The following is a 19,860-nucleotide window of genomic DNA, read 5'->3' on the forward strand; positions in this document are numbered from 1 at the left end:
GGCGCGGCAGGATGGAGGCATCGAGCGAGGAGGTCTCATGGAATCGGTGGTCCTGGATGCCCCGGAGGGGATCGCGATGCGACTGGGCTGGGACCCGGCGATGAGCGAGCACGACCGCAAGCGCGCCCTCGCACGGGAGATCGTCGCCGATCACCTGGGTCTGGAGCCGAAGAAGGTGCGCGTCGAGCGCGAGGCGCCGGCACAGTTCGGCTTCCACACGCAGCTGATCGCCGAGGTCGACGGGGCCGACGTGCCGCTCGGCATCCGGAACGCGAACTTCCGTGCCGCGACGGTCGTCGCCGTCGCCGACCCCGCGGTGCCGCTGGGACTGGACCTTCGCGACAACCGGCCCGACGACGCCACGCTGCACGAGATGCAGCGTCACTCCCATCTCTTCGATGAGAACGACGTCGAGGCCCTCGTGCGGCACTGGACCCGCGTGCAGGCCGTCCGCGACGCGGACGGACGCGGAACCCGCGTTCGCGGCGAGCACGTGCGCCTGGACGCGCCCCAAGCGAGGGGGTGGATTCCCGACCGGCGGGTGCACTACCAGCTGGCGGACCTCTCCCGTGACGGCTGGATCATCACCCTCGCCTACGGAGCACTCCCGGCGTGACCTCGCGCCGCCTGACCCCCGCTGCCACGCGAACGGACCGGGTCAGCCGAGCTGATCGGGATGTGTCAGGCGCCACCACGCGGTGGGTTCCGGGATGTGGCCCGCCACGACGACGTCGGAGGTGGCGGTCTCGGGTCCGGCGGTCCACGTGATCGTGCCGACCACGGCGCCGTCGCGGTAGACCTCCGGCGCGCGCGTGTCGACGGTCACCTCGACCGGGGTGTCCGACCACGTGCGCAGCGCGGCGTCGCGCGCCACGACCGCCTGGGCGGACTCGCCCCACGGCGTCGTGATCGTGCCGACGACGTCGCCGGCGTCGGCGAGGGCGACGTCGTGGAACCCCGCGCGGATGCTGGCGAGCGTGCGCAGCGCGACGTCGTTCGTCGCCTCTCGCGTCTGGCTGCCCACGACCGCGCCGGTGACGGCGAGCGGCTCACCGAGTCCGACGTCGAGCGATGCCGTGTACAGCAGGGTGAAGGTGCCGTTGCCGAGGTTCCCGGTCTTCAGACCCGTGATGCCGTCGACGCCGAGCAGCTCGTTGGTGTTGCGCATCGGACCGGTCGCGGGGAGCGTGAGCGAGGGCGTCGCCGCGAGCTCCGCGATCGTGGGGTCCGCCGCGGCCAGTGCGCCCAAGCGCAGCAGGTCGGCGGTGGTGCTGACGTTCCCCGGATCAAGACCGGTGGGATCGACGATCCTCGTCGAGGTGAGTCCGTTCGCCTCGAGCCAGGCGCGCGCCGCGCCGAGGAACGCGGACTGCGAGCCGTAAGCCCACGTCGACACCGCGTGCGCGTAGTTGCTCGCCGACGGGATGAGCATCGTTGCGAGGGCGTCTCGCAGCGTCATGGTGCTGCCCGCGGGCATGGCCGCGATCGTCGCGCCCCGCACGTAGTAGGCGTCGTAGAGAGCGTGGTCGGCGGCGCCGAAGGTGAGCGTGGGGCCGGCATCCCCCTCGCCCAGGGGATGGGCGTCGAGCACGACGAGAGCGGTGATGAGCTTGGTGATGCTCGCGATCGGCACGGCATCCGTGGTGCCGCTCGCCGCCTGAAGTCCGTCCACGCCGAGATATTCCGGCGCACCCGACACCGTCACCGCCGACGCCCCCTGTGACGGTTCCGCGACCGCGACCGGCTCGGATGCGGCGACGGCCCGATCCTGCAGCTGTGCCGTCGGTGCCGGGAGCGGAGCGCCGAGCGCCCACGCCGCGTATCCGCCCGCCGACAGTGCACCGAGGGCGATCACGAGCACCATCGCGAGCAGGATGCGACCGAGAACCCTGCGGGTGCGCCCGCGCTCGGCCGCGGTGTCGGCGGACACCGTCTCGGATCCCGCCATCAGATCCGCGAAGTCCGACAGCGCATCCGTCGAATCGCGATGCGTCGTCATCCCGCCCCCATCGGTCGTCCGCCACTCGCCCTCCCATCATGCACGCCCGCCACCGGAACCGCACGCGCGCGTCCGGATCGCGTCGATTCGGTTGCCGCCGGATGTCGTCACGCCGCCCGGTGGCGACACTTCGCGACAGGTGAAGGCGCCGCGACGGGTGAAGGCGCCGCGCAGGTCACGAAACGCAGACGATCGTCGCGTGTCACGCGCTCGCAACGATCCGCGACATATCGTGAAGCATGGAGCACACAGCCGACAGGGGAACGGTCGTCGCGGTCGTCGGCGACGCGGCGGAGGATGCGATCGAGACGCTCGACGGGATCCGAGGGGTCGAGATCCTGACGCTGCGGGGGAGCGAGCCGGCCCTCGCCGCCCGCCGCATCGGAGCCACCCGCACCCCGTGGATCGTGCATGACGCCGATCCGCTGGAGCACGTCGCCGCCGCATGGGTGGAGCTGTACGAGGAGCGCTCCACCCTCGGCGCCCTCGAGCTGGAGGTCGAGACCGCGCTCGCCCACTTCGCCGCGGCGGAGGCGGTGATGCCCGACTACTACATCGTGCTCGATCCCGAAGACGTCGACACCACGTGGCGCCACTGGTGGTGCGGCGCGCTCGGGCACCACGCCCCGCGCCGGGTGATCCCCGCCGCCCGTCCGGTGTCGCCCGGAGACGACGGACTGCGGCGGATGCTGACGGCCCTGCCGACCTCGCCGCCCTGGCCGGAGCCGTCGTCGTGGCTGCCGCACATCCCGTTCGAGATCCCCGACCGCGTGGGCCTGCGGGATCGCACCGACTCGGCGGCGTGATCAGCTCGGCGGAAGCGCCGCATCGAGTTCGGCGAGCCACACGCGCGCGTTGCCGTCCGACGGCGCCCGCCAGTCTCCACGCGGGGACAGCGAGCCGGCGGGGGAGACCTTCGGTCCGTTGGGGATCGCCGAGCGCTTGAACTGCGCGAACGAGAAGTAGCGCGTGAGGAACACCCGCATCCACCGGGCGATCTCGTCGAGCGTGAAGGCGTAGCGGTCGTCGTGGGGGAATCCGGGCGGCCACGCGCCGGCCTCGGCGTCGCTCCACGCGTGTGCGGCCACGAACGCGATCTTCGACGGGCGCATCCCGAACCGCAGCACGTGGAACAGGGTGAAATCGTGCAGGGCATACGGCCCGATGCGGTCCTCGGTGGACTGGATGTTGCCGTCGGCGTCGGCCGGAACGAGCTCGGGACTGATCTCGGTGTCGAGCACACCCTGCAGGATCGCCGCGGCCGCGTCGTCGACGCCTTCGCGGTGGGAGATCACCCAGCGGATCACGTGCTGGATGAGGGTCTTCGGCACACCGGCGTTCACCGCGTAGTGGCTCATGTGATCGCCGACGCCGTAGGTGGCCCAACCGAGGGCGAGCTCGGACATGTCGGAGGTGCCCACGACGAAGCCGCCGTTGCGGTTGGCCAGGCGGAAGAGGTAATCGGTGCGCAGCCCCGCCTGCACGTTCTCGAAGGTGATGTCGTGCAACGGCTCTCCCGCGGCGAACGGGTGCCCCAGCTTCTCCAGCATCTCCGTCGCTGCACCGCGGATGTCGATCGTCTCGATCGACGCGCCCATCGCCTGGGACAGGGCGATCGCGTTGGATTTGGTGCGCTCGCTCGTCGCGAAGCCCGGCATCGTGTAGGTGAGGATGTCCGAGCGGGGCCGACCGAGCAGGTCCATCGCGCGCGCGATCACCAGGAGCGCGTGGGTCGAGTCGATGCCGCCGGAGACGCCGAGCACGGGCTTGGGGTTCCCGATCGCCCGCATCCGCTGCACCAGACCGGTCACCTGGATGTTGAACGCCTCGTAGCAGTCCTGCGCCAGCCGTGCCGGGTCGTCGGGCACGAACGGGAAGCGGTCGACCGGCCGCGCGAGGCCGGTCGGCGACACCGGGGGCGCGAGGTCGAACTCGACGGTGCGGAAGACGGTGTCGGCGGCGTGGGTTCGGCGGTTGTCGTCGAAGGTCCCCTGTCGCTGGCGGTCCTGTCGCAGGCGGTCGAGATCGATGTCGGCGACGGAGCGGCGCGGCCCGTCGGGGAAGCGCTCGGTCTCGGCGAGGAGGTTGCCGACCTCGTAGATCATCGTCTGGCCGTCCCAGGACACGTCGTTGGTCGACTCGCCCGCGCCGGCGGCGGCATAGACGTACGCTCCGAGGCAGCGCAGGGACTGCGACCGGCACAGCTCGTGGCGGTCCTCGGCGCGCGCGATCGTGATGGGGCTTCCCGAGAGGTTCACCATCACCGTCGCGCCGGCCAGCGCCGCGCGGGAGGAGGGCGGGATCGGCACCCAGACGTCTTCGCACACTTCGGCGTGCACGACGAGGTCGGGAACGTCGCGGGCGCGGAACAGCAGATCGGGCCCGAAGGGCACGTCGGCGCCGGCGATGCGAATGACGCCACCGGCCTGGTCGTCGCCGGGCGCGTACCAGCGGCGCTCGTAGAACTCGCGATAGGTCGGCAGGAAGGACTTCGGAGCGACGCCCAGCACGCGACCGCGGTGGATGACGACGGCGCAGTTGTACAGGCGGTTCCGGTGGCGGAGCGGAGCTCCGACGACGAGCACCGGCAGGAGATCGGCGGTCTCGGCGGCGAGGTGCTCGATCGCGCTGTCGACCGCGTCGAGCACCGCATCCTGGAGCACGAGGTCATCGATCGCGTAGCCGGTGAGTCCGAGCTCGGGGAAGACCGCGACGGCGGTGTGGTCGTCGTGGCACGCGCGTGCGGCGTCGAGGATCGCCTCGGCGTTTGTCGCCGGATCGGCGATCGCGACGGGCACGGTGCACGCCGCGACGCGCGCGAACCCGTGGCGGTAGGCGCTGTCGAACGGGAGAGGAGTGCTCACCCGCCCAGTCTGGCAGGTGAGGCCGTGTCGGCGGTCCTCGCTACTGTCGAAGGCGACCAAGAGGAGAGCATGCGCTACATACCTGACCAGGGCCGGATCGTCTGGAGCGCCAGCGATCTGAAGGCGGCCGCCGAATGCGAGTTCGCGTGGCTGCGGGCGATCGACGCCAAGCTCGGCCGCGTCGCCGTGGTCGAAGACCCCGAAGACCTCACCCTGGAGCGGGCCGGTCGCCTCGGCGACGCGCACGAGCAGCGTGTGCTCGAGCGCTACCGCGAGGAGTTCGGTGCCGGCGTGTGGGAGATCGATGCCACCGAGTCGCGCGACGCCGACGGGCTGCAGCGAGCCGTCGCCGCCACGGCGGCCGCCCTCGCCTCCGATGCCGACATCGTCTACCAGGCGGCCTTCTCGACCGACGAGTTCGTCGGGTTCGCCGACTTTCTCGCGCGCGACGAGCAGGGCCGCTGGCTGGTGCAGGATTCCAAGCTCGCGCGTCGCGCGCGGGTGACCGCCCTCATGCAGTTGGCGGCATATGTCGCGCAGCTCGACCGTCTCGGCGTTCCCAGATCGGACCGCGTCGAGCTGCTTTTGGGCGATGGCACCGTCAGCGCCCACGCCGTCGACGATCTGCTGCCCGTGTTCGAGCTGCGCGCCGCGCGCCTGCGCGCCCTGGTCGCCGATCGCGATCTCGCCGCCGGCGCCGACGGAGCACCGGTCGCCTGGGGCGACCCGCGAGGCGACCTCGATGTCGTCGCGTGCGGTCGCTGCGCGACATGTGAGCTCGAGGTGGTCGCCTCGCGGGATCTGCTGCTCGTGGCCGGCATGCGACCGGTGCAGCGACAGCGGCTGCGGTCGGCCGGCATCCTCACCATCGACGACCTCGCCGCGACGCCATCGGGCCCGGCCGGGATGAACCCCGACACGTTCTCGATGCTTCGCGTGCAGGCGCGACTGCAGCTGGAGAGCCCCGCCGGCATCGAGATGTCGCGACCGCAGGTGCCGACCTACCGCGTGGTCGCCCCGAAGGCGCTCGGGGCGCTGCCCCGGCCGAACGCCGGCGACATCTTCTTCGACTTCGAAGGCGACCCGCTGTACACCGAGGCGCCGCGCGAGGGGCGCGCCGAGTGGGGCATCGACTATCTCTTCGGCTGGGTGGATCTGGGAGAGCGCTACACCGCGCTCTGGGCGCACTCGTTCGCCGAAGAGAAGGTAGCGCTGGAGACATTCCTCGACATCGTGCGGATGCGTCGGCAGCAGCATCCGGGCATGCACATCTATCACTACGCGCCGTACGAGCCGACTCATCTCTTGGCGATGGCCGCTCGACACGGCGTGCGGGAGGGCGAGGTCGACCAGCTGCTGCGGGACGGCGTCTTCGTCGACCTCTATCCCGTCGTGCGGCGCGCTCTGCGGGTCGGATCGCGCTCGTACTCCATCAAGAAGCTCGAACCGCTCTACATGGGCGATGAGATCCGCACCAGCGACGTGCAGAAGGGCGACGACTCGATCGTCCGCTACGTCGAGGCGAGGGCGCTGCACGACCGCGGCGAGGAGGCTGCCGCGCGCGTGGTGCTCGACGATCTCGCCGACTACAACCGCTACGACTGCGTATCGACCCTGCGGCTGCGCGACTGGCTGGTGGACCGTGCGCGCGAGGCGGCCCTGCGCCCCACCCCCGACGCCGATCCGGCCGAGAACGCCTACCGGCCATCCCACCGTGCCACGACGCTGGCCGAGATGGCCGCATCGCTCCCCGTCGACTCGGTGCCGGCGCGGTCGCTGCGGCTGGGGGCTGCGGCGATCGACTACTACCCGCGCGAGGCGAAGACCTTCTGGGCGACGCACTACCTGCGGCTGCGCGAGCCGGTCTCGCTGTGGGAGGACAGCCGCGACGTGGTCGTCATCGATCCGGCCCGGTGCCGCGTCGTCGAGGACTGGCATCGGCCGGAGGGGGCGCGCACGGACCGACGCGTCCTCGAGATCCGCGGCGAGCTGGCGCCGGGCACACGGCTCAGCGAAGGTTCCTCGCCGTTCGCTCTCTACGACCTGCCCGCCCCCTACCCGTTCGACGCGGCTCCGCGCTGGATCCACGCGGACCACCGGGTGAGCGTCGTGGAAGTGCTCGACGACGGTGTGATCGTCTCGGAGAGCGCGGTCCAGGGATTCACGTGGTCCGAGCTTCCCGTCGCGCTCACGCCGGCCTCGCCCCCGCCCGCGGCGAACCAGCAGGTCGCGATCGACGCATGGGCCGACGCCGTGATCGCCGCAGCGCCGCAGCTTCCGGAGGAGCCCGCGACGGACATCCTGTGCCGGCGGCCGCCGCGAACCCGCTCCGGCGCACTCGCGGTCTCCGAGGGTGACGACGCCGATGCCATCGTGCGCAGCGTGCTCGACCTCGACCGCAGCTACCTCGCTGTGCAGGGCCCGCCGGGAACGGGGAAGACCTACATCGGATCGCATGTGATCGCGCGGCTCGTCGCCGAGCACGGATTCACCGTGGGCGTCGTGGCGCAGTCGCACGCGGTGGTCGAGAACATGCTCGATCGCGTGATCGCCGCGGGCGTGCCGGCGGCACAGGTCGGAAAGGCGCCGAAGGATGCCGCCGTCACGCCGTCGTTCACCGCGCTCGCCAAGAACGGCATCGCCGAATTCGCCGCGGCGCACGCCGAGACGGGGTACGTCATCGGCGGAACCGCGTGGGACTTCGCCCACGAGGGCCGCGTGCCCCGGGGAAGTCTCGACCTGCTCGTGATCGACGAGGCCGGGCAGTTCTCGCTCGCCTCCACGATCGCCGTCTCGCTGGCGGCCTCACGCCTGCTGCTGCTCGGCGATCCTCAGCAGCTGCCCCAGGTGAGTCAGGGCACGCATCCGGAACCGGTCGACACATCCGCGCTCGGGTGGGTGATCGACGGCGCAGACGTCATCCCGGCGGAGTACGGCTACTTCCTCGCGCGAACGTGGCGGATGCACCCCGACGTGGCGGCATCGGTGTCGACGCTGTCCTACGGCGGGGCGCTGCGCGCGCACCCGTCGACCGCGCGGCGAACCCTCGAGGGCATCGCTCCCGGGCTTCACGCGCATCCCGTGCGGCACCGCGGGAACGCCACGTGGTCGCCCGAAGAAGCTGAGGTCGTCGCCGGCATCGTCACCGATCTCATCGGTCGATCGTGGCAGCCGGTGCGCACCGATGCATCCGGTCGGTCCGTCTCGGAGCCTGCGCGTCCCCTGAGCGCCGCCGACGTCATCGTCGTCACGCCGTACAACGCGCAGCAGGTCGCGGTCGAAGAGGCGCTCGAGGCCGCCGGTCACGGCGACGTGCGCGTCGGCACGGTCGACCGGTTCCAAGGCCAGGAGGCGGCGGTCGCGATCGTCTCCCTCGCTGCGTCGGCCGGGCGCGACGCCCCGCGGGGGCTCGAGTTCCTGCTGCTGCGCAACCGCCTCAACGTGGCGGTCTCGCGCGCGATGCACGCCGCGTTCGTGGTGTATTCACCCGGGCTGCTCGACGACCTGCCCCGCACGCCGGAGGGCGTGGCGCGCCTCAGCGCGTTCGCGCGCCTGGTGGGCGCCGACCCGGATGCGTCGTTCGGCGCCGGGCCGGGCGGCGACGCGCAGCTAGGGTCCGCCGTCGGCGATGTCAACCCCGTTCAGGTCGCCTCGGCCCGATCGTAGATTGGCGAAGCGCCTCAGGGCGCGGCGGCACCCGTTCGGCGAGGGGCGGGTGCCGCTCCCTCGGGCTCCGGGCGTCAGCCCTGGTTCACGCCCGGTCGTCAGCGGCTGTCAGCGCGTCGCGGGTCGTCAGCGGCGCGCCGCTCGCTGTCAGACCGTTCCGTAGAGGCGGTCTCCGGCGTCGCCGAGACCGGGCACGATGTAGCCCTTCTCGTTGAGCCGCTCGTCGAGGGCCCCGAGGACCAGGGTCACGTCGCGGTCGCCGACCTGCGCCGTGATGGCCTCGACGCCCTTCGGGGCGGCGAGGAGGCAGATCGCGGTGACATCCTGCGCGCCGCGGGCGAACAGGAAGTCGATCGCGGCGCCGAGCGAACCGCCGGTGGCGAGCATCGGGTCGAGCACGAAGCACTGACGATCGCTGAGGTCGTCGGGAAGGCGCTCGGCGTAGGTCTGCGGCTCGAGGGTCTCCTCGTTGCGCACCATGCCGAGAAAGCCCACCTCGGCGGTGGGCACGAGCTTGGTCATGCCCTCGAGCATCCCGAGCCCCGCACGCAGGATCGGCACCACGAGCGGCCGCGGTTCACTGATCTTCACGCCCATCGTCTCGGTGACCGGCGTCGTGATGCGAATCGGCGCGACGCGCACGTTCCGGGTCGCCTCGTACGCCAACAGCGTCACCAGCTCCTCGGTGAGCTGACGGAACACCGGCGACGACGTCTCGCGGTTGCGCAGCACGGTGAGCTTGTGGGTGATGAGCGGATGGTCGGCGACATGCAAGCGCATGAGTCCCAGGGTATTCCACTCGCTCGCCCCGCCCTACGCTGGGGGCGTGAGCCTGCCCCCGTCCGCTTCCGACACCGCCGCGATGGAGCGCGCACTGGACCTCGCGTCGGGGGCGCTGGATGCGGGCGAGGTGCCGGTCGGCGCCCTCGTGCTCGATTCGACCGGGGACGTGATCGGGCAGGGTCGCAATCTCCGCGAAGCCGGCCACGATCCGACCGCCCACGCCGAGATCGTCGCGATGCGGCAGGCCGCGGCATCCCTCGAGACGTGGAACCTCGACGGCTGCACCCTCGTGGTCACCCTCGAACCGTGTCTGATGTGCGCGGGTGCGCTCCTGCAGGCGCACGTCTCCCGCGTCGTGTTCGGCGCATGGGACGACAAGGCCGGGGCCGTCGGATCGATGTACGACGTGGTGCGCGATCGCCGCCTGCCCGTGCGCGCGGAGGTCGTCGCGGGAGTTCGCGCCGCCGAGGCCGCCGCGCTGTTGCGCACGTTCTTCGACGCGCGCCGCGCCTGACCCGCGCGTGGCTGACCGGCGCCGAGAAACACCTCCGCGCACGAGACATCACGCGTTGCGTGGTTTCTCGCAGCGGAAGTGGTTTCTCGCGGACCGGACGGACCGGACGGGTCGCGAGCGTCAGCGCGGAAGGAGCGGGAGCACCTCGCTGCCGAGGTATTCCAGGTGGTCCAGGTCGCCGAGATCGAACAGCTGGAAGTAGATGCGCTCGGCTCCCAGCTCGACCAGACGGTGCACCTTCTCGGCGATGACGGATGCGTCGCCCATGAAGTGGCTGTCGGGGGAGATGTCGGCGACGTCACGGCCGAGGGCCGCCGCGTGTCGTCGCACGTCGCCGGGCGTGCCGGCCAGCGTCGTCAGCGCGACCGAGCGCTTGAGCGAGGCCGGATCGCGGTCGATCCGCTCGCACGCGGCGGAGACCGTGGCGAACTTGTCGGCGACGGTCGGCTCGTCGACGAACCCGATGTTGTACTCCGTGGCGAAGCGCGCGGCGATCGCGGGCGTGCGTCGGGGGCCGCCACCGCCGACGATCACCGGCAGGGGGGATTGGGCCGGCTTCGGAAGCGCCGGCGCATCCTCGAGGCGATAGTGCGCTCCCTCGTGGCTGAAGGTCTCGCCGTCCGGCGTGCTCCACAGCCCCGTGACCACCTCGAGCTGCTCCTCGAGCAGGGCGAACCGCTTGTCGGGGAAGGGGATGCCGTAGGCGCGGTGCTCCCGCTCGAACCATCCGGTTCCGAGGCCCAGTTCGGCGCGTCCGTTCGACATGGCATCGACCTGCGCCACCTGGATCGCGAGCACGCCCGGGTAGCGATAGGTCACCGAGGACACCAGGGTTCCGAGGCGGATGTCGGTCGTCTCGCGTGCGAGGCCGGCCAGCGTCGTCCACGCGTCGGTGGGCCCGGGACGGGGATCGCCCTCTCCCATGCGCAGGTAGTGGTCGCTGCGGAAGAAGGCGTCGAAGCCGTGGCGCTCGGCCGCGAGCGCGATCGCGAGCTGGTCGTCGTAGCTGTAGCCCTGCTGAGGCTCGGTGAAGATGCAGTACTCCATGCGCCCCAGTCTGGCAGGGCTGTTCAGTCGGCCGAGCGGATGATGATCGCCTCCGTCGGCGGGGAGGGATCGGCCGGTGTCCCGACGTAGCCGATCGCGGTCAGCAGCGCGCGCCGGAATTCGATCGGGCTCTCCAGGTGTGGGGAGTGTCCGACCCCCTCGAGATGCAGTTCGTTGACGATGCCGCCGGCCTGCGCGTAGGCGCCCAGCACATCCCGGGTCTGCGAGACCATCTCCTGGGCCGGCGCGACGTCGGCTCCGGGCCAGTCGGGGACGACCCCCGCTGCGCCGAGGTGATTGAGATCGAAGAACGATGCGTCGGAGACGATCGCGTCCATGTCGCCATGCACCCACAGGATCGGCGGCTTCTCGGCGATGTCGACGATGCCCGACACGTCGAAGTGCTTCGGCGCCATCGTGTTGAGCACCCCGAGGTCGCCGGCGCCGAATCCGGGCCAGTGGGGGCTCGCGACGGCGTCTCCGGGGTAGTTGCCCGTCGCGGTGGAGGTGGACAGCATCGAGGCGACCCACACGTCCTCGTGCTCGGACGTGTACCCGGCGGCGACGTAGCCGGATCGGAAGACGTTCCGCGGGGAGGTCGGCGCCTCGTCGGTGGCGTCGCCGGAGGTCAGTCGCTCGACGAAGTCGGGATTGGCGCCGCCTGCGCCGCAGCCGGCATCGTCGTCGGTCAGTCGCGAGCCGTCGCGGCGCGTGCCGCCGAAGCCGTACGGCGAAACCGGGGCCTGCAGTGTGAGGCTGAGCGCGCCGTGGTCGATCGCGTACTGCATGACCACACCCCCGCCCATCGACCAGCCGACGAGATGGGCGGTCGGGATCTCCAAGGCCGCCAGGGTCGCGTGCAGGTCGTCGCTGAAGTCCCGCACGCCCCGGGTCGCGTCGACCGGGAGGCTCTCGGTCCCGCCGAAGCCGCGCAGGTCGACGGCGATCACGCGCAGCTCCGCCGGAAGATCCAGCATCGTCTCCTGCCAGAAGAGTGACGACGAGACGTTGCCGTGCACGAACACGACGGTGTTCTCAGGCGGGGTCGCGGCGTCATCCCCCTTGCGCTCGAGCACGTTGACGGTCAGGCGCGGGGTCTCGACGAGGCGAGACGTGATGCCGTCGAAGAGGGTCATTGGGGGTCCTCCGTGGGTCGTCGTGGGGCGTCACCGTCCCACGATCCTCGACTATATCCGGGCACTCCACGCTGCATCGAGGGACTTTTCAGACGGCTCGTAGGATGGCCACATGATCGACGTCGCCTCCCCCCTTCCCGCCATCGCCATCCTCGGAGCCGGGTCCATGGGAGGGTCCATCCTGCAGGGGCTGGTGTCGTCGGGACTCGCTCACGGCGGTGTGACGGTGACCAACCGCACAGCCGCGAAGGCGGATGCGCTCGCCGGTCTGGACGGCGTTCGCAGCATTGCCCTCGAGCGCGATGCCGATGGCAACGCGGCGGCGGTCGCGGGGGCGGACGTGGTGCTCGTGGGGGTCAAGCCCGCGATGGTCCCCGACCTGCTGCGGGAGATCGGTCCCCACCTGCGCCCCGGCACCATCGTCGTCAGCCTCGCCGCCGGTGTCACCGTCGCCACGTTCGAGTCGATCGTGCCCGCGTCGGTCGCGGTAGTGCGCTCGATGCCCAATACCCCCTCGCTCGTCGGGCGGGGCGTGACCGGGATCGCGCCCGGAACGCACGCCTCCGACGAGCATGTCGCCCTCGTGCGGCGGCTGTTCGAAACCGTCGGCAGCGTCATCGAGGTTCCGGAGGACAAGATCGACGCCCTCTCGACGATCTCCGGATCCGGCCCCGCCTACGTCTTCCTCCTGATGGAGGAGCTGACGCGCGCTGCCGAAGGGAAGGGCTTCGACCGTGCCGATGCGCGGCTCATGGCCGAGCAGACCTTCATCGGGGCCGCGGCGCTGCTGGAGGCATCCGACGACGAACCCGCCGAGCTGCGGCGTCGCGTCACGAGCCCGAAGGGCACGACCGAGCGCGCCATCGCCGTGCTGCAGGATGCGCATCTGGGCGCCGTCTTCGCCGAGGCGACCGACGCCGCACTCGCCCGCGCCAAGGAGCTCGCCGCCGGCGCCTGAGATCCGGATCGCGCCGGTCTTGCGCTCCGGCCGGATCGGCGTAATGTTTCCGCTCGTGACATCACGCGTCGCTGCGTCGGACACGCGGCCGCGCCGATCGTTCCGACTGAGCCCGGCACAGACCATCGTCGCGGGCTTCGGCCTCGCCGATCTCGTCGGCACCGGCCTGCTCATGCTTCCCGCCGCCACTCGCGACGGCGAGGGGGCGTCGTTCGTCCACGCCCTGTTCACCTCGACGTCGGCGGTCTGCGTGACAGGGCTGGTCGTCGTCGACACGGAGACCTACTGGACGCCGCTCGGCCACCTCGTGATCCTCGCGCTCATCCAGATCGGCGGCATCGGGATCATGGTGTTCGCCTCGCTCGTAGGTGTGCTGCTGGCCCGCAGGCTCAGCGTGCGGTCGCGCGTGCTGGCCGCGACCGAGGCGAAGGCGCTCTCGCTGGACGACGTGCGCGGGGTCGTGCGGCGGATCGTGGTGACCTCGCTGCTGATCGAGGCGGCGCTGTTCCTGGTGCTCTTCCCGTCGTTCGCGCTCCGCTACGGTCACGGCTGGGGCGAGGGTGCGTGGTACGCCCTCTTCCACTCGGTCTCGGCGTTCAACAACGCCGGCTTCGCGCTGTACGCCGACAGCCTGGTGCGCTTCGCGGCCGACCCCTGGGTCTGCCTGCCGATCTGTGCGGCCGTCATCCTCGGGGGGCTCGGCTTCCCCGTGCTCATGCAGCTGCGACGAGAGATCGGCCGCCCCCTGCTGTGGAGCATGAACACGCGCCTGGTGCTGTTCGGATCCGTCATCCTCCTCGTGGGGGGAACGGTCTACATCACCGCTCTGGAGTGGACCAATCCCGCCACCCTCGGCGCGTACGACCCGGCTGCCCGCGTGCTCATCGGATTCTTCCATTCGGTGCAGACGCGCACGGCCGGCTTCAACAGCGTCGACGTCGGGGCGATGCACGACGAGACCTGGCTCGGCATGGACGTGCTGATGTTCATCGGCGGGGGACCGGCCGGCACCGCCGGCGGCATCAAGATCACGACCTTCGCCGTGCTGATGTTCATCCTCGTCGCCGAACTCCGCGGCGCCGGTGCCGTCAACATCTTCGGCAAGCGGCTCTCCCGGGCGGTGCATCGACAGGCCATCGCCGTCGTGCTCATCGCGGTGGGGGTCGTCGTCGCCTCGACGATCGCGCTCATGATCGTCACCGGCGGCTCGCTCGATCGGATGCTGTTCGAGAGCGTGTCGGCGTTCGCCACCGTGGGTCTGTCCACCGGAGTCACGGCGGACCTGCCCGAGGCGGCGGAGATCATCCTGTCGCTGCTGATGTTCGTCGGGCGGCTCGGTCCGCTCACGATCGGCACGGCGCTGGCACTGCGCGAACGGCGCGTGTCGTACGAGTTCCCCAAGGAAAGGCCCGCCATTGGCTAGCTTCACCCACCTGTTCGGTGCGTCGTCGCACCGCATCGCCGAGGCGGACTCGGTGGCGGTGATCGGGCTCGGCCGGTTCGGCAGCTCCCTCGCCGTGGAGCTCATGGACGCCGGGACCGAGGTGCTCGGCATCGACAGTGACGAGGAGACCGTGCAGTCCCTCAACGGCGTCCTCACGCAGGTGGTGCGAGCCGACAGCACCAAGCGGGAGGCCCTCGAGCAGCTCGCCGTTCCCGAGTTCGACCGCGTGGTCATCGCGATCGGCGACGACGTGCAGGCCTCGATCCTCACCGCGTCGCTGCTGCTGCAGATGCGGATCCCGGTGGTGTGGGCGAAGGCGGTGAGCGAGCAGCACGGGCTCATCCTGGAACAGCTCGGCGTGCATCACGTCATCTATCCGGAGAAGGACATGGGGCGGCGCGTGGCGCACCTGGTGCGCGGTGCCGCGATGGACTACCTGGAGATCGACCGCGGCTACGCCCTCGTCAAGACGAGCGTCCCCGCGCGTCTGAGCGGCACGCCGCTCGGCGCCACGAACACCCGCCAGGCTCACGGGGTCACCGTGGCGGCTTTCAAGCGAGGCCAGCAGGGATGGTCCAACGCCGACGCCGCGACGGTCCTCGACGAGGGGGACACGGTCTTGGTCGTCGGTCCCACGCGACGTGTGGAGGAGTTCGCTCAGCTGCGCTGAGCGCATCCGTCACCGGTCGAGGGCGGCGAACCTCTCGATGTCGCTGTTGGTGCCCGAGACGATGATGAGGTCGTGGTTGGTGACGACCGTCGCCGCCTCGGCGTAGCGGAACGGCTTGCCCGGGCTCTTCACGCCCACGACGGTGACGTTGTACTTGGTGCGAACGCCCGACTCGTTGAGCCCGACGCCGCGGATGAACTTCGGGGGGTACATCTTGGCGAGCACGAAGTCGTCGTCGAACCGGATGAAATCCAGCATGCGACCGCTGACGAGGTGCGCGACGCGCTCGCCGGCCTCGCGTTCGGGGTAGATGACGTGGTTCGCGCCCACGCGGGCGAGGATCTTGCCGTGCGACTGCGACACCGCCTTCGCCCAGATCTGCGGCACCTTCAGGTCGACGAGGTTGGCGGTGATGAGCACGGACGCCTCGATCGAGGAGCCGACCGCGACCACCGCGACCTGGAAGTCCTGCGCGCCGACCTGCTTGAGCGCCTCGAGGTTGCGGGCGTCGGCCTGCACGGTGTGGGTGACGCGCTCGGACCACTTCTGCACGAGGTCGAGGCTCTCGTCGATGGCGAGCACCTCGCGGTCGAGCCGGTCGAGCTCGCCGGCGCAGGCCGCACCGAAGCGCCCGAGACCGATCACGAGGACGGGTGCGTCGCCGCGGATGCGCTCAACCAACGATGGGCCTTTCGACGGGCAGCGAGTACAGCTGCGATCGGGATGTCGCGGCCACGGCCGCGGCGAGTGTCACTGTACCAATGCGCCCCATGAAGATCGTCGCCGCCATGACGTAGACGGCGGGGTCGGGCAGGGACTGCGTGAGGCCGGTCGACAGCCCGACGGTGCCGAAGGCGGAGATCACGTCGAAGAGCACGTGCGCGACGGGGGCGTGGGTGATCTGCGCGATCACGATGGTCGACAGCGCCACGATGGTCGATCCCCACGCGACGACCGACAGGGCCACACGCTGCACGTCGCTCGGGATGCGGCGGCTGAAGACCTCCACGGTGGTGCGGCCCTTGGCCTCCGACCAGACGGCCAGGGCGAGCACGGCGAGCGTCGTCACCTTGATGCCGCCCGCGGTGGACGCCGAGCCGCCGCCGACGAACATGAGCATGGATCCCACGACCTGCGACGACCCGTAGAGCTCGCCGATGTCGATGACGGAGAACCCACCCGATCTCGTCATCGCGGACAGGAAGAAGGCCTGGAAGGTGGTGTCCCACGCGTCCATCGAGCCGAACGTGCCGGGGTTGTCGTACTCCAGCGCGAGGAACGCGATGGCGCCGGCGACGAACAGCAGCGTGGTGGTGATGAGGGTGAGCTTGGTGTGCAGCGACCACCGCCCCACGTGCCACACGTGCCGGGAGAGCGTGTAGATGACGGGGAAGCCGATGCTGCCGAGGAAGACGCTGGTCATCAGCACGGTGAGCAGGAAGTAGTCGTCGGCGAAGGGCTCGAGGCCGCCGACGTTGGGGGTGAAGCCGGTGTTCGTGAACGACATCGCCGCGTAGTACGGCGCCTCCCACAGCGCCATGAGCGGGTCGACCTCGGCCATGACGAGCGCGGGGTACAGCAGCACCGCGACGATCGCCTCGATGACCAGCGTCGACAGCGCCACGGTGCGAAGCAGCTGGCCCACTTCGCCGAGCCGCACCGTCTGGCCCTCGTTGACCGGTCCGCCGTGAGCTCGCATCGGGTTGGTGTCGCCCGCGGCGATCAGCTTGGCACGCAGACCCAGTCGCTTCGAGATCACGAGACCGAGGATCGAGGCGAGCGTCAGCACGCCCATCCCGCCGATGTTGACGCCGAGGAAGATCACCACGTTGCCGAAGGGCGACCAGTGGGTGGCCATGTCGACGGTGACCAGCCCCGTCACGCAGATCGTCGACACGGCCGTGAACAGGGCGTCGGCGAGCGGCGTCGCGCGGCCGCTGGCCGAAGCGATCGGGAGCGACAGCAGGCTCGTGAAGATCAGGATGAGCGTGCCGAAGACGAGGATGGCGAAGCGCGAGGGCGACGAGGTGGCGAAGTCGCGGCCGAACTCCCCGACCTGACGCAGGCGGTGACGCCACCCCGCCGACGGTGCGCGGCGTTGCGGCGCAGCCGGTCGGCTCGTCGCCATGCACCGCCCCCTCGTCTGTGTCGTCTTCCCGAGCGAAAGTCGACCTCATGGTACTCCGGTGCGCGTCCGGCTAACCTAACCACATGGCGGACATCTTCGACGTGATCGCAGACGGAACGCGTCGCGACATCCTCCGACTGCTCCTCGATCGCGCATCCTCCGGCCAGGACGGCACGAGCGTTTCGAACATCGTGGGCGAGCTCGGCGTGAGTCAGCCGACCGTGTCGAAGCACCTGAAGGTGCTGCGCGAGGCGCACCTGGTGTCGGTGCGGGAGGAGGGGCAGCACCGTTACTACAGCCTCTCCGCGGAACCGCTCGACGAGGTCGACGACTGGCTGGTGCCCTTCTTCACGCACAGCGACGACCTGCAGGCGGTCGCCTCCGGGGCCCTGCCCGATTCCGCCGCCCACGCCGCGGAGGTCGTGGGGCGGGCCGCCGCATCCGCCAAGCACGTCGTCACGAACGCGTGGCGCCGGCTGCCCGGACGCTGAATCGCGCCGACGCTCGAGTCACACGAGTCACACGGGTTTACACGCGTCGCGCGCAGGTCATAGACTCCTCCCAGGATCAGGGAGATCCGACTGGGACGCACGAGAGGGGACATCGTGGCCGAACTTCCCGACGTGCGCTTCCTCACCGTCGCAGAGGTCGCTGAACTGATGCGCGTATCGAAGATGACCGTCTACCGACTGGTGCACTCCGGCGAGCTGCCGGCGGTGCGATTCGGGCGCAGCTACCGGGTGCCGGAGTCGGCCGTGACGGCCGCCATGGAGCGGCCGATCGCCGACGCGGGCTGATCGCTGCCGGCGCGCGCGAGGACCGCGCGCGCATTTGATAAGCTGTTCCGAGGCATTTTTCGCATCTGCCCGTTCCCGGACGCGATCCGACCGTGGATGTGCGTCCAGACTTCGACTTAGTGAGGTTTTCCGTGGGTTCTGTCATCAAGAAGCGCCGCAAGCGCATGGCGAAGAAGAAGCACCGCAAGCTGCTTCGCAAGACTCGTCACCAGCGCCGCAACAAGAAGTAAGCGGCTTCCACACCGAGCGCCTGTCCTCCGGACGGGCGCTTCGTGTTTTCTGACAGAATTGCTGGCGGCCATGACGGCCGTATGCACCACTTCGACCCGAGGCACCATGCAGACCATCACCGTCCACGAGCTCACCGAGCGTGGATCCATCCCCGTCATCGACGTGCGCGAACCGCACGAATACGCCGCCGGCCACGTGCCCGGCGCCGTCAACATCCCCATGTCGGTCTTCGGCGAGCGGCTCGCGGAGCTGCCCGACGGACCGATGAACATCATCTGCGAACTCGGCGGACGCTCCGCGAGCATCGTGCAGGCGCTCGAACAGCGCGGCTACGACGCCACGAACGTCGAGGGCGGCACGTCCGAGTGGATCGCGGCGGGCTACCCGGTCGAGCGGTGACCGGCCCCCGCAGCGGACTCGGCGGAGGCGTCGTCGGCGTCGTCCTCCGGTGACACGATCGGCACGCCCTGCGTGAAGGTGCTCGCCCGCTGCTGGGCTGCGACGCTGCCGGTGAACAGCCCGTCGACGTCGCCGCGCGGGGCCTCGGCCTCGACGTGGCCGGTGTCGGCGGTCATCATGACGCGCTGCACCGGCAGGGCCGTCGGCATCTGGCGCTGCACCCAGTCGACAAGCGCCTCGCGCACGAAGCAGCGCAGATCGAACAGCGTCGGGGCGTCCTGTGCGGTCACGAGCACGCGCACGCGCACGAGCCCTCCGGTCGCCTCGGTGACCTGCAGCACCGACGCGCGGCCGTCCCACAGCTCGGTCTCCGCGAGCACGCGCTCGAGGTGCTCGCGCATCCGTGTGGGAGAAACGCGCCAGTCGAGGTCGAGCTCGATCGATCCGAGCAGCTCGCTGCCCTCGCGCGTCCAGTTCTGGAACGGCGTGGTGGTGAAGTAGGTGCAGGGGAGCACCAGCCGTCGGTCGTCCCACAGGTCGAGCACGACGTAGCTGAGGGTGATCTCGCCGACCCGCCCCCATTCGCCCTCGACGACGATCACATCGTCGACGCGCAGGGCCTCGCTGAAGACGAGCTGGATGCCGGCGAACATGTTCGCCAGCACGGACTGCGCCGCCAGGCCCGCGACGATCGACGCGATGCCGGCGGAGGCGAGGACGCTCGCCCCGATGGTCTGCACCGCGGGGAAGGTCAGCAGGGCCGCGCCGACGGCGATCACGACGATGATGGCGATGGCCAGCCGCCGCAGGATGAGCGTCTGGGTGCGGATGCGCCGAGCGACACGATTGTCGGGGATGTCGATGCGGTACCGGCCGATCGCGAGGTCGGTCGCGAAGAGCACGGCCGCGATCATCAGCCAGCTGCCGGCGGCGATCACGAGGATCGTGAAGAGCTGGTTGATGCCCGGCATCCACTCCTCACGCGGTCCCGGGAAGGCGGTCAGGAGCGCGATCCACACGGCGATGACGAGCAGCAGCGCCCGGAACGGACGCCGCCCCCGGCGGATCATCAGGGTCGACCACGCGCGCTGGCGTCCGGCGGTGCGCACGGCCAGGGCGACCAGGGCGGCGACGATGACGGCGCCGATGAGCGCGGAGACGAGGACGATGGCGAACTGCAGCCAGGGATCGAGCATCGGGCACTCCTGCGGATCGGGGGATCGG

19 protein-coding genes are annotated in these 19,860 nt (G+C 70.4%); 11 read left to right on the forward strand and 8 right to left on the reverse strand.

All coding sequences use genetic code 11. The features are described from left to right. The first annotated feature begins 37 nt into the window (after positions 1 to 37). On the forward strand, positions 38 to 616 hold the full coding sequence (locus tag IM777_RS03425; protein WP_194384654.1) for a hypothetical protein: 579 nt from the start codon (positions 38 to 40) through the stop codon (positions 614 to 616). A 42-nt stretch (positions 617 to 658) separates the two neighbouring features. Here the strand turns inward: IM777_RS03425 and IM777_RS03430 are convergent, their stop codons facing one another. Next, on the reverse strand, positions 659 to 1,999 hold the full coding sequence (locus IM777_RS03430; RefSeq protein WP_194384655.1) for a D-alanyl-D-alanine carboxypeptidase family protein: 1,341 nt from the start codon (positions 1,997 to 1,999) through the stop codon (positions 659 to 661). A 239-nt stretch (positions 2,000 to 2,238) separates the two neighbouring features. Here IM777_RS03430 and IM777_RS03435 point away from each other — a divergent pair, with 239 nt between their 5' ends. Beyond that, positions 2,239 to 2,805, forward strand: coding sequence for a hypothetical protein (locus IM777_RS03435; RefSeq protein WP_194384656.1), 567 nt, complete (start codon positions 2,239 to 2,241; stop codon positions 2,803 to 2,805). Here IM777_RS03435 and IM777_RS03440 read toward each other — a convergent pair whose 3' ends face one another. Next, a complete protein-coding gene (locus IM777_RS03440; RefSeq protein WP_194384657.1) occupies positions 2,806 to 4,863 on the reverse strand; it encodes an NAD(+) synthase in 2,058 nt (685 codons plus the stop codon). Positions 4,864 to 4,932: 69 nt separating this feature from the next. On the opposite strand from IM777_RS03440, the gene IM777_RS03445 reads away from it, so the two are divergent. Beyond that, positions 4,933 to 8,529: a TM0106 family RecB-like putative nuclease gene (locus IM777_RS03445; RefSeq protein WP_194384658.1), complete on the forward strand. Its 3,597-nt coding sequence runs from the start codon at positions 4,933 to 4,935 to the stop codon at positions 8,527 to 8,529. A gap of 147 nt (positions 8,530 to 8,676) precedes the next feature. Here IM777_RS03445 and upp read toward each other — a convergent pair whose 3' ends face one another. Continuing rightward, entirely contained in the window at positions 8,677 to 9,309 is a 633-nt protein-coding gene (gene upp, locus IM777_RS03450) for a uracil phosphoribosyltransferase (RefSeq protein ID WP_194384659.1), read from the reverse strand. Positions 9,310 to 9,355: 46 nt separating this feature from the next. Here upp and IM777_RS03455 point away from each other — a divergent pair, with 46 nt between their 5' ends. Further along, entirely contained in the window at positions 9,356 to 9,826 is a 471-nt protein-coding gene (locus IM777_RS03455; RefSeq protein ID WP_336510684.1) for a nucleoside deaminase, read from the forward strand. A 120-nt stretch (positions 9,827 to 9,946) separates the two neighbouring features. Here IM777_RS03455 and IM777_RS03460 read toward each other — a convergent pair whose 3' ends face one another. Together IM777_RS03460 and IM777_RS03465 are read right to left on the reverse strand one after the other, a co-directional pair. Then, on the reverse strand, positions 9,947 to 10,873 hold the full coding sequence (locus tag IM777_RS03460) for an LLM class F420-dependent oxidoreductase (RefSeq protein ID WP_194384660.1): 927 nt from the start codon (positions 10,871 to 10,873) through the stop codon (positions 9,947 to 9,949). A 23-nt stretch (positions 10,874 to 10,896) separates the two neighbouring features. Continuing rightward, positions 10,897 to 12,009: an alpha/beta fold hydrolase gene (locus tag IM777_RS03465; protein ID WP_194384661.1), complete on the reverse strand. Its 1,113-nt coding sequence runs from the start codon at positions 12,007 to 12,009 to the stop codon at positions 10,897 to 10,899. 112 nt (positions 12,010 to 12,121) lie between these two features. Here IM777_RS03465 and proC point away from each other — a divergent pair, with 112 nt between their 5' ends. From proC to IM777_RS03480, 3 genes are read left to right on the forward strand one after another with little or no spacing between them, the layout of a single operon-like run. Beyond that, a complete protein-coding gene (proC, locus tag IM777_RS03470; protein WP_194384662.1) occupies positions 12,122 to 12,967 on the forward strand; it encodes a pyrroline-5-carboxylate reductase in 846 nt (281 codons plus the stop codon). Positions 12,968 to 13,010: 43 nt separating this feature from the next. Then, complete coding sequence (locus IM777_RS03475) at positions 13,011 to 14,390, forward strand: TrkH family potassium uptake protein (RefSeq protein ID WP_194384663.1); 1,380 nt, start codon at positions 13,011 to 13,013, stop codon at positions 14,388 to 14,390. Beyond that, positions 14,383 to 15,081: a potassium channel family protein gene (locus IM777_RS03480; protein ID WP_228480939.1), complete on the forward strand. Its 699-nt coding sequence runs from the start codon at positions 14,383 to 14,385 to the stop codon at positions 15,079 to 15,081. The genes IM777_RS03475 and IM777_RS03480 overlap by 8 nt, the downstream gene beginning before the upstream one ends. A gap of 9 nt (positions 15,082 to 15,090) precedes the next feature. On the opposite strand, the gene IM777_RS03485 is transcribed toward IM777_RS03480, so the two are convergent. Next, positions 15,091 to 15,762 (reverse strand): potassium channel family protein, encoded by a 672-nt coding sequence (locus IM777_RS03485; protein ID WP_071043942.1) that lies wholly within the window; start codon positions 15,760 to 15,762, stop codon positions 15,091 to 15,093. Then, entirely contained in the window at positions 15,755 to 17,209 is a 1,455-nt protein-coding gene (locus tag IM777_RS03490; RefSeq protein ID WP_194384664.1) for a TrkH family potassium uptake protein, read from the reverse strand. Before IM777_RS03490 ends, IM777_RS03485 begins: the two co-directional genes overlap by 8 nt. Before the next feature lie 83 nt (positions 17,210 to 17,292). On the opposite strand from IM777_RS03490, the gene IM777_RS03495 reads away from it, so the two are divergent. From IM777_RS03495 to IM777_RS03510, 4 genes are all read left to right on the forward strand, one after another. Continuing rightward, positions 17,293 to 17,700: an ArsR/SmtB family transcription factor gene (locus IM777_RS03495; RefSeq protein ID WP_194384665.1), complete on the forward strand. Its 408-nt coding sequence runs from the start codon at positions 17,293 to 17,295 to the stop codon at positions 17,698 to 17,700. 114 nt (positions 17,701 to 17,814) lie between these two features. Beyond that, positions 17,815 to 18,006, forward strand: coding sequence for a helix-turn-helix domain-containing protein (locus IM777_RS03500; RefSeq protein ID WP_071043939.1), 192 nt, complete (start codon positions 17,815 to 17,817; stop codon positions 18,004 to 18,006). Positions 18,007 to 18,137: 131 nt separating this feature from the next. After that, entirely contained in the window at positions 18,138 to 18,236 is a 99-nt protein-coding gene (locus IM777_RS03505; protein ID WP_003792170.1) for a 30S ribosomal protein bS22, read from the forward strand. A 106-nt stretch (positions 18,237 to 18,342) separates the two neighbouring features. Then, positions 18,343 to 18,636, forward strand: coding sequence for a rhodanese-like domain-containing protein (locus IM777_RS03510; RefSeq protein WP_071043938.1), 294 nt, complete (start codon positions 18,343 to 18,345; stop codon positions 18,634 to 18,636). On the opposite strand, the gene IM777_RS03515 is transcribed toward IM777_RS03510, so the two are convergent. Beyond that, positions 18,618 to 19,832, reverse strand: coding sequence for a mechanosensitive ion channel family protein (locus IM777_RS03515; RefSeq protein ID WP_194384666.1), 1,215 nt, complete (start codon positions 19,830 to 19,832; stop codon positions 18,618 to 18,620). The genes IM777_RS03510 and IM777_RS03515 overlap by 19 nt on opposite strands. Positions 19,833 to 19,860 lie beyond the last annotated feature (28 nt).

This window comes from Microbacterium luteum (genome assembly GCF_015277875.1).
GTDB classification, from domain to species: Bacteria; Actinomycetota; Actinomycetes; order Actinomycetales; family Microbacteriaceae; genus Microbacterium; species Microbacterium luteum.

Coding starts and splice junctions, on each gene's coding strand:
- IM777_RS03425 (WP_194384654.1), top strand. CDS start 38: ATGGAATCGGTGGTCCTGGATGCCCCGGAGGGGATCGCGATGCGACTG.
- IM777_RS03430 (WP_194384655.1), bottom strand. CDS start 1,999: ATGACGACGCATCGCGATTCGACGGATGCGCTGTCGGACTTCGCGGAT.
- IM777_RS03435 (WP_194384656.1), top strand. CDS start 2,239: ATGGAGCACACAGCCGACAGGGGAACGGTCGTCGCGGTCGTCGGCGAC.
- IM777_RS03445 (WP_194384658.1), top strand. CDS start 4,933: ATGCGCTACATACCTGACCAGGGCCGGATCGTCTGGAGCGCCAGCGAT.
- upp (WP_194384659.1), bottom strand. CDS start 9,309: ATGCGCTTGCATGTCGCCGACCATCCGCTCATCACCCACAAGCTCACC.
- IM777_RS03460 (WP_194384660.1), bottom strand. CDS start 10,873: ATGGAGTACTGCATCTTCACCGAGCCTCAGCAGGGCTACAGCTACGAC.
- IM777_RS03465 (WP_194384661.1), bottom strand. CDS start 12,009: ATGACCCTCTTCGACGGCATCACGTCTCGCCTCGTCGAGACCCCGCGC.
- proC (WP_194384662.1), top strand. CDS start 12,122: ATGATCGACGTCGCCTCCCCCCTTCCCGCCATCGCCATCCTCGGAGCC.
- IM777_RS03475 (WP_194384663.1), top strand. CDS start 13,011: ATGTTTCCGCTCGTGACATCACGCGTCGCTGCGTCGGACACGCGGCCG.
- IM777_RS03490 (WP_194384664.1), bottom strand. CDS start 17,209: ATGGCGACGAGCCGACCGGCTGCGCCGCAACGCCGCGCACCGTCGGCG.
- IM777_RS03495 (WP_194384665.1), top strand. CDS start 17,293: ATGGCGGACATCTTCGACGTGATCGCAGACGGAACGCGTCGCGACATC.
- IM777_RS03510 (WP_071043938.1), top strand. CDS start 18,343: ATGCAGACCATCACCGTCCACGAGCTCACCGAGCGTGGATCCATCCCC.
- IM777_RS03515 (WP_194384666.1), bottom strand. CDS start 19,832: ATGCTCGATCCCTGGCTGCAGTTCGCCATCGTCCTCGTCTCCGCGCTC.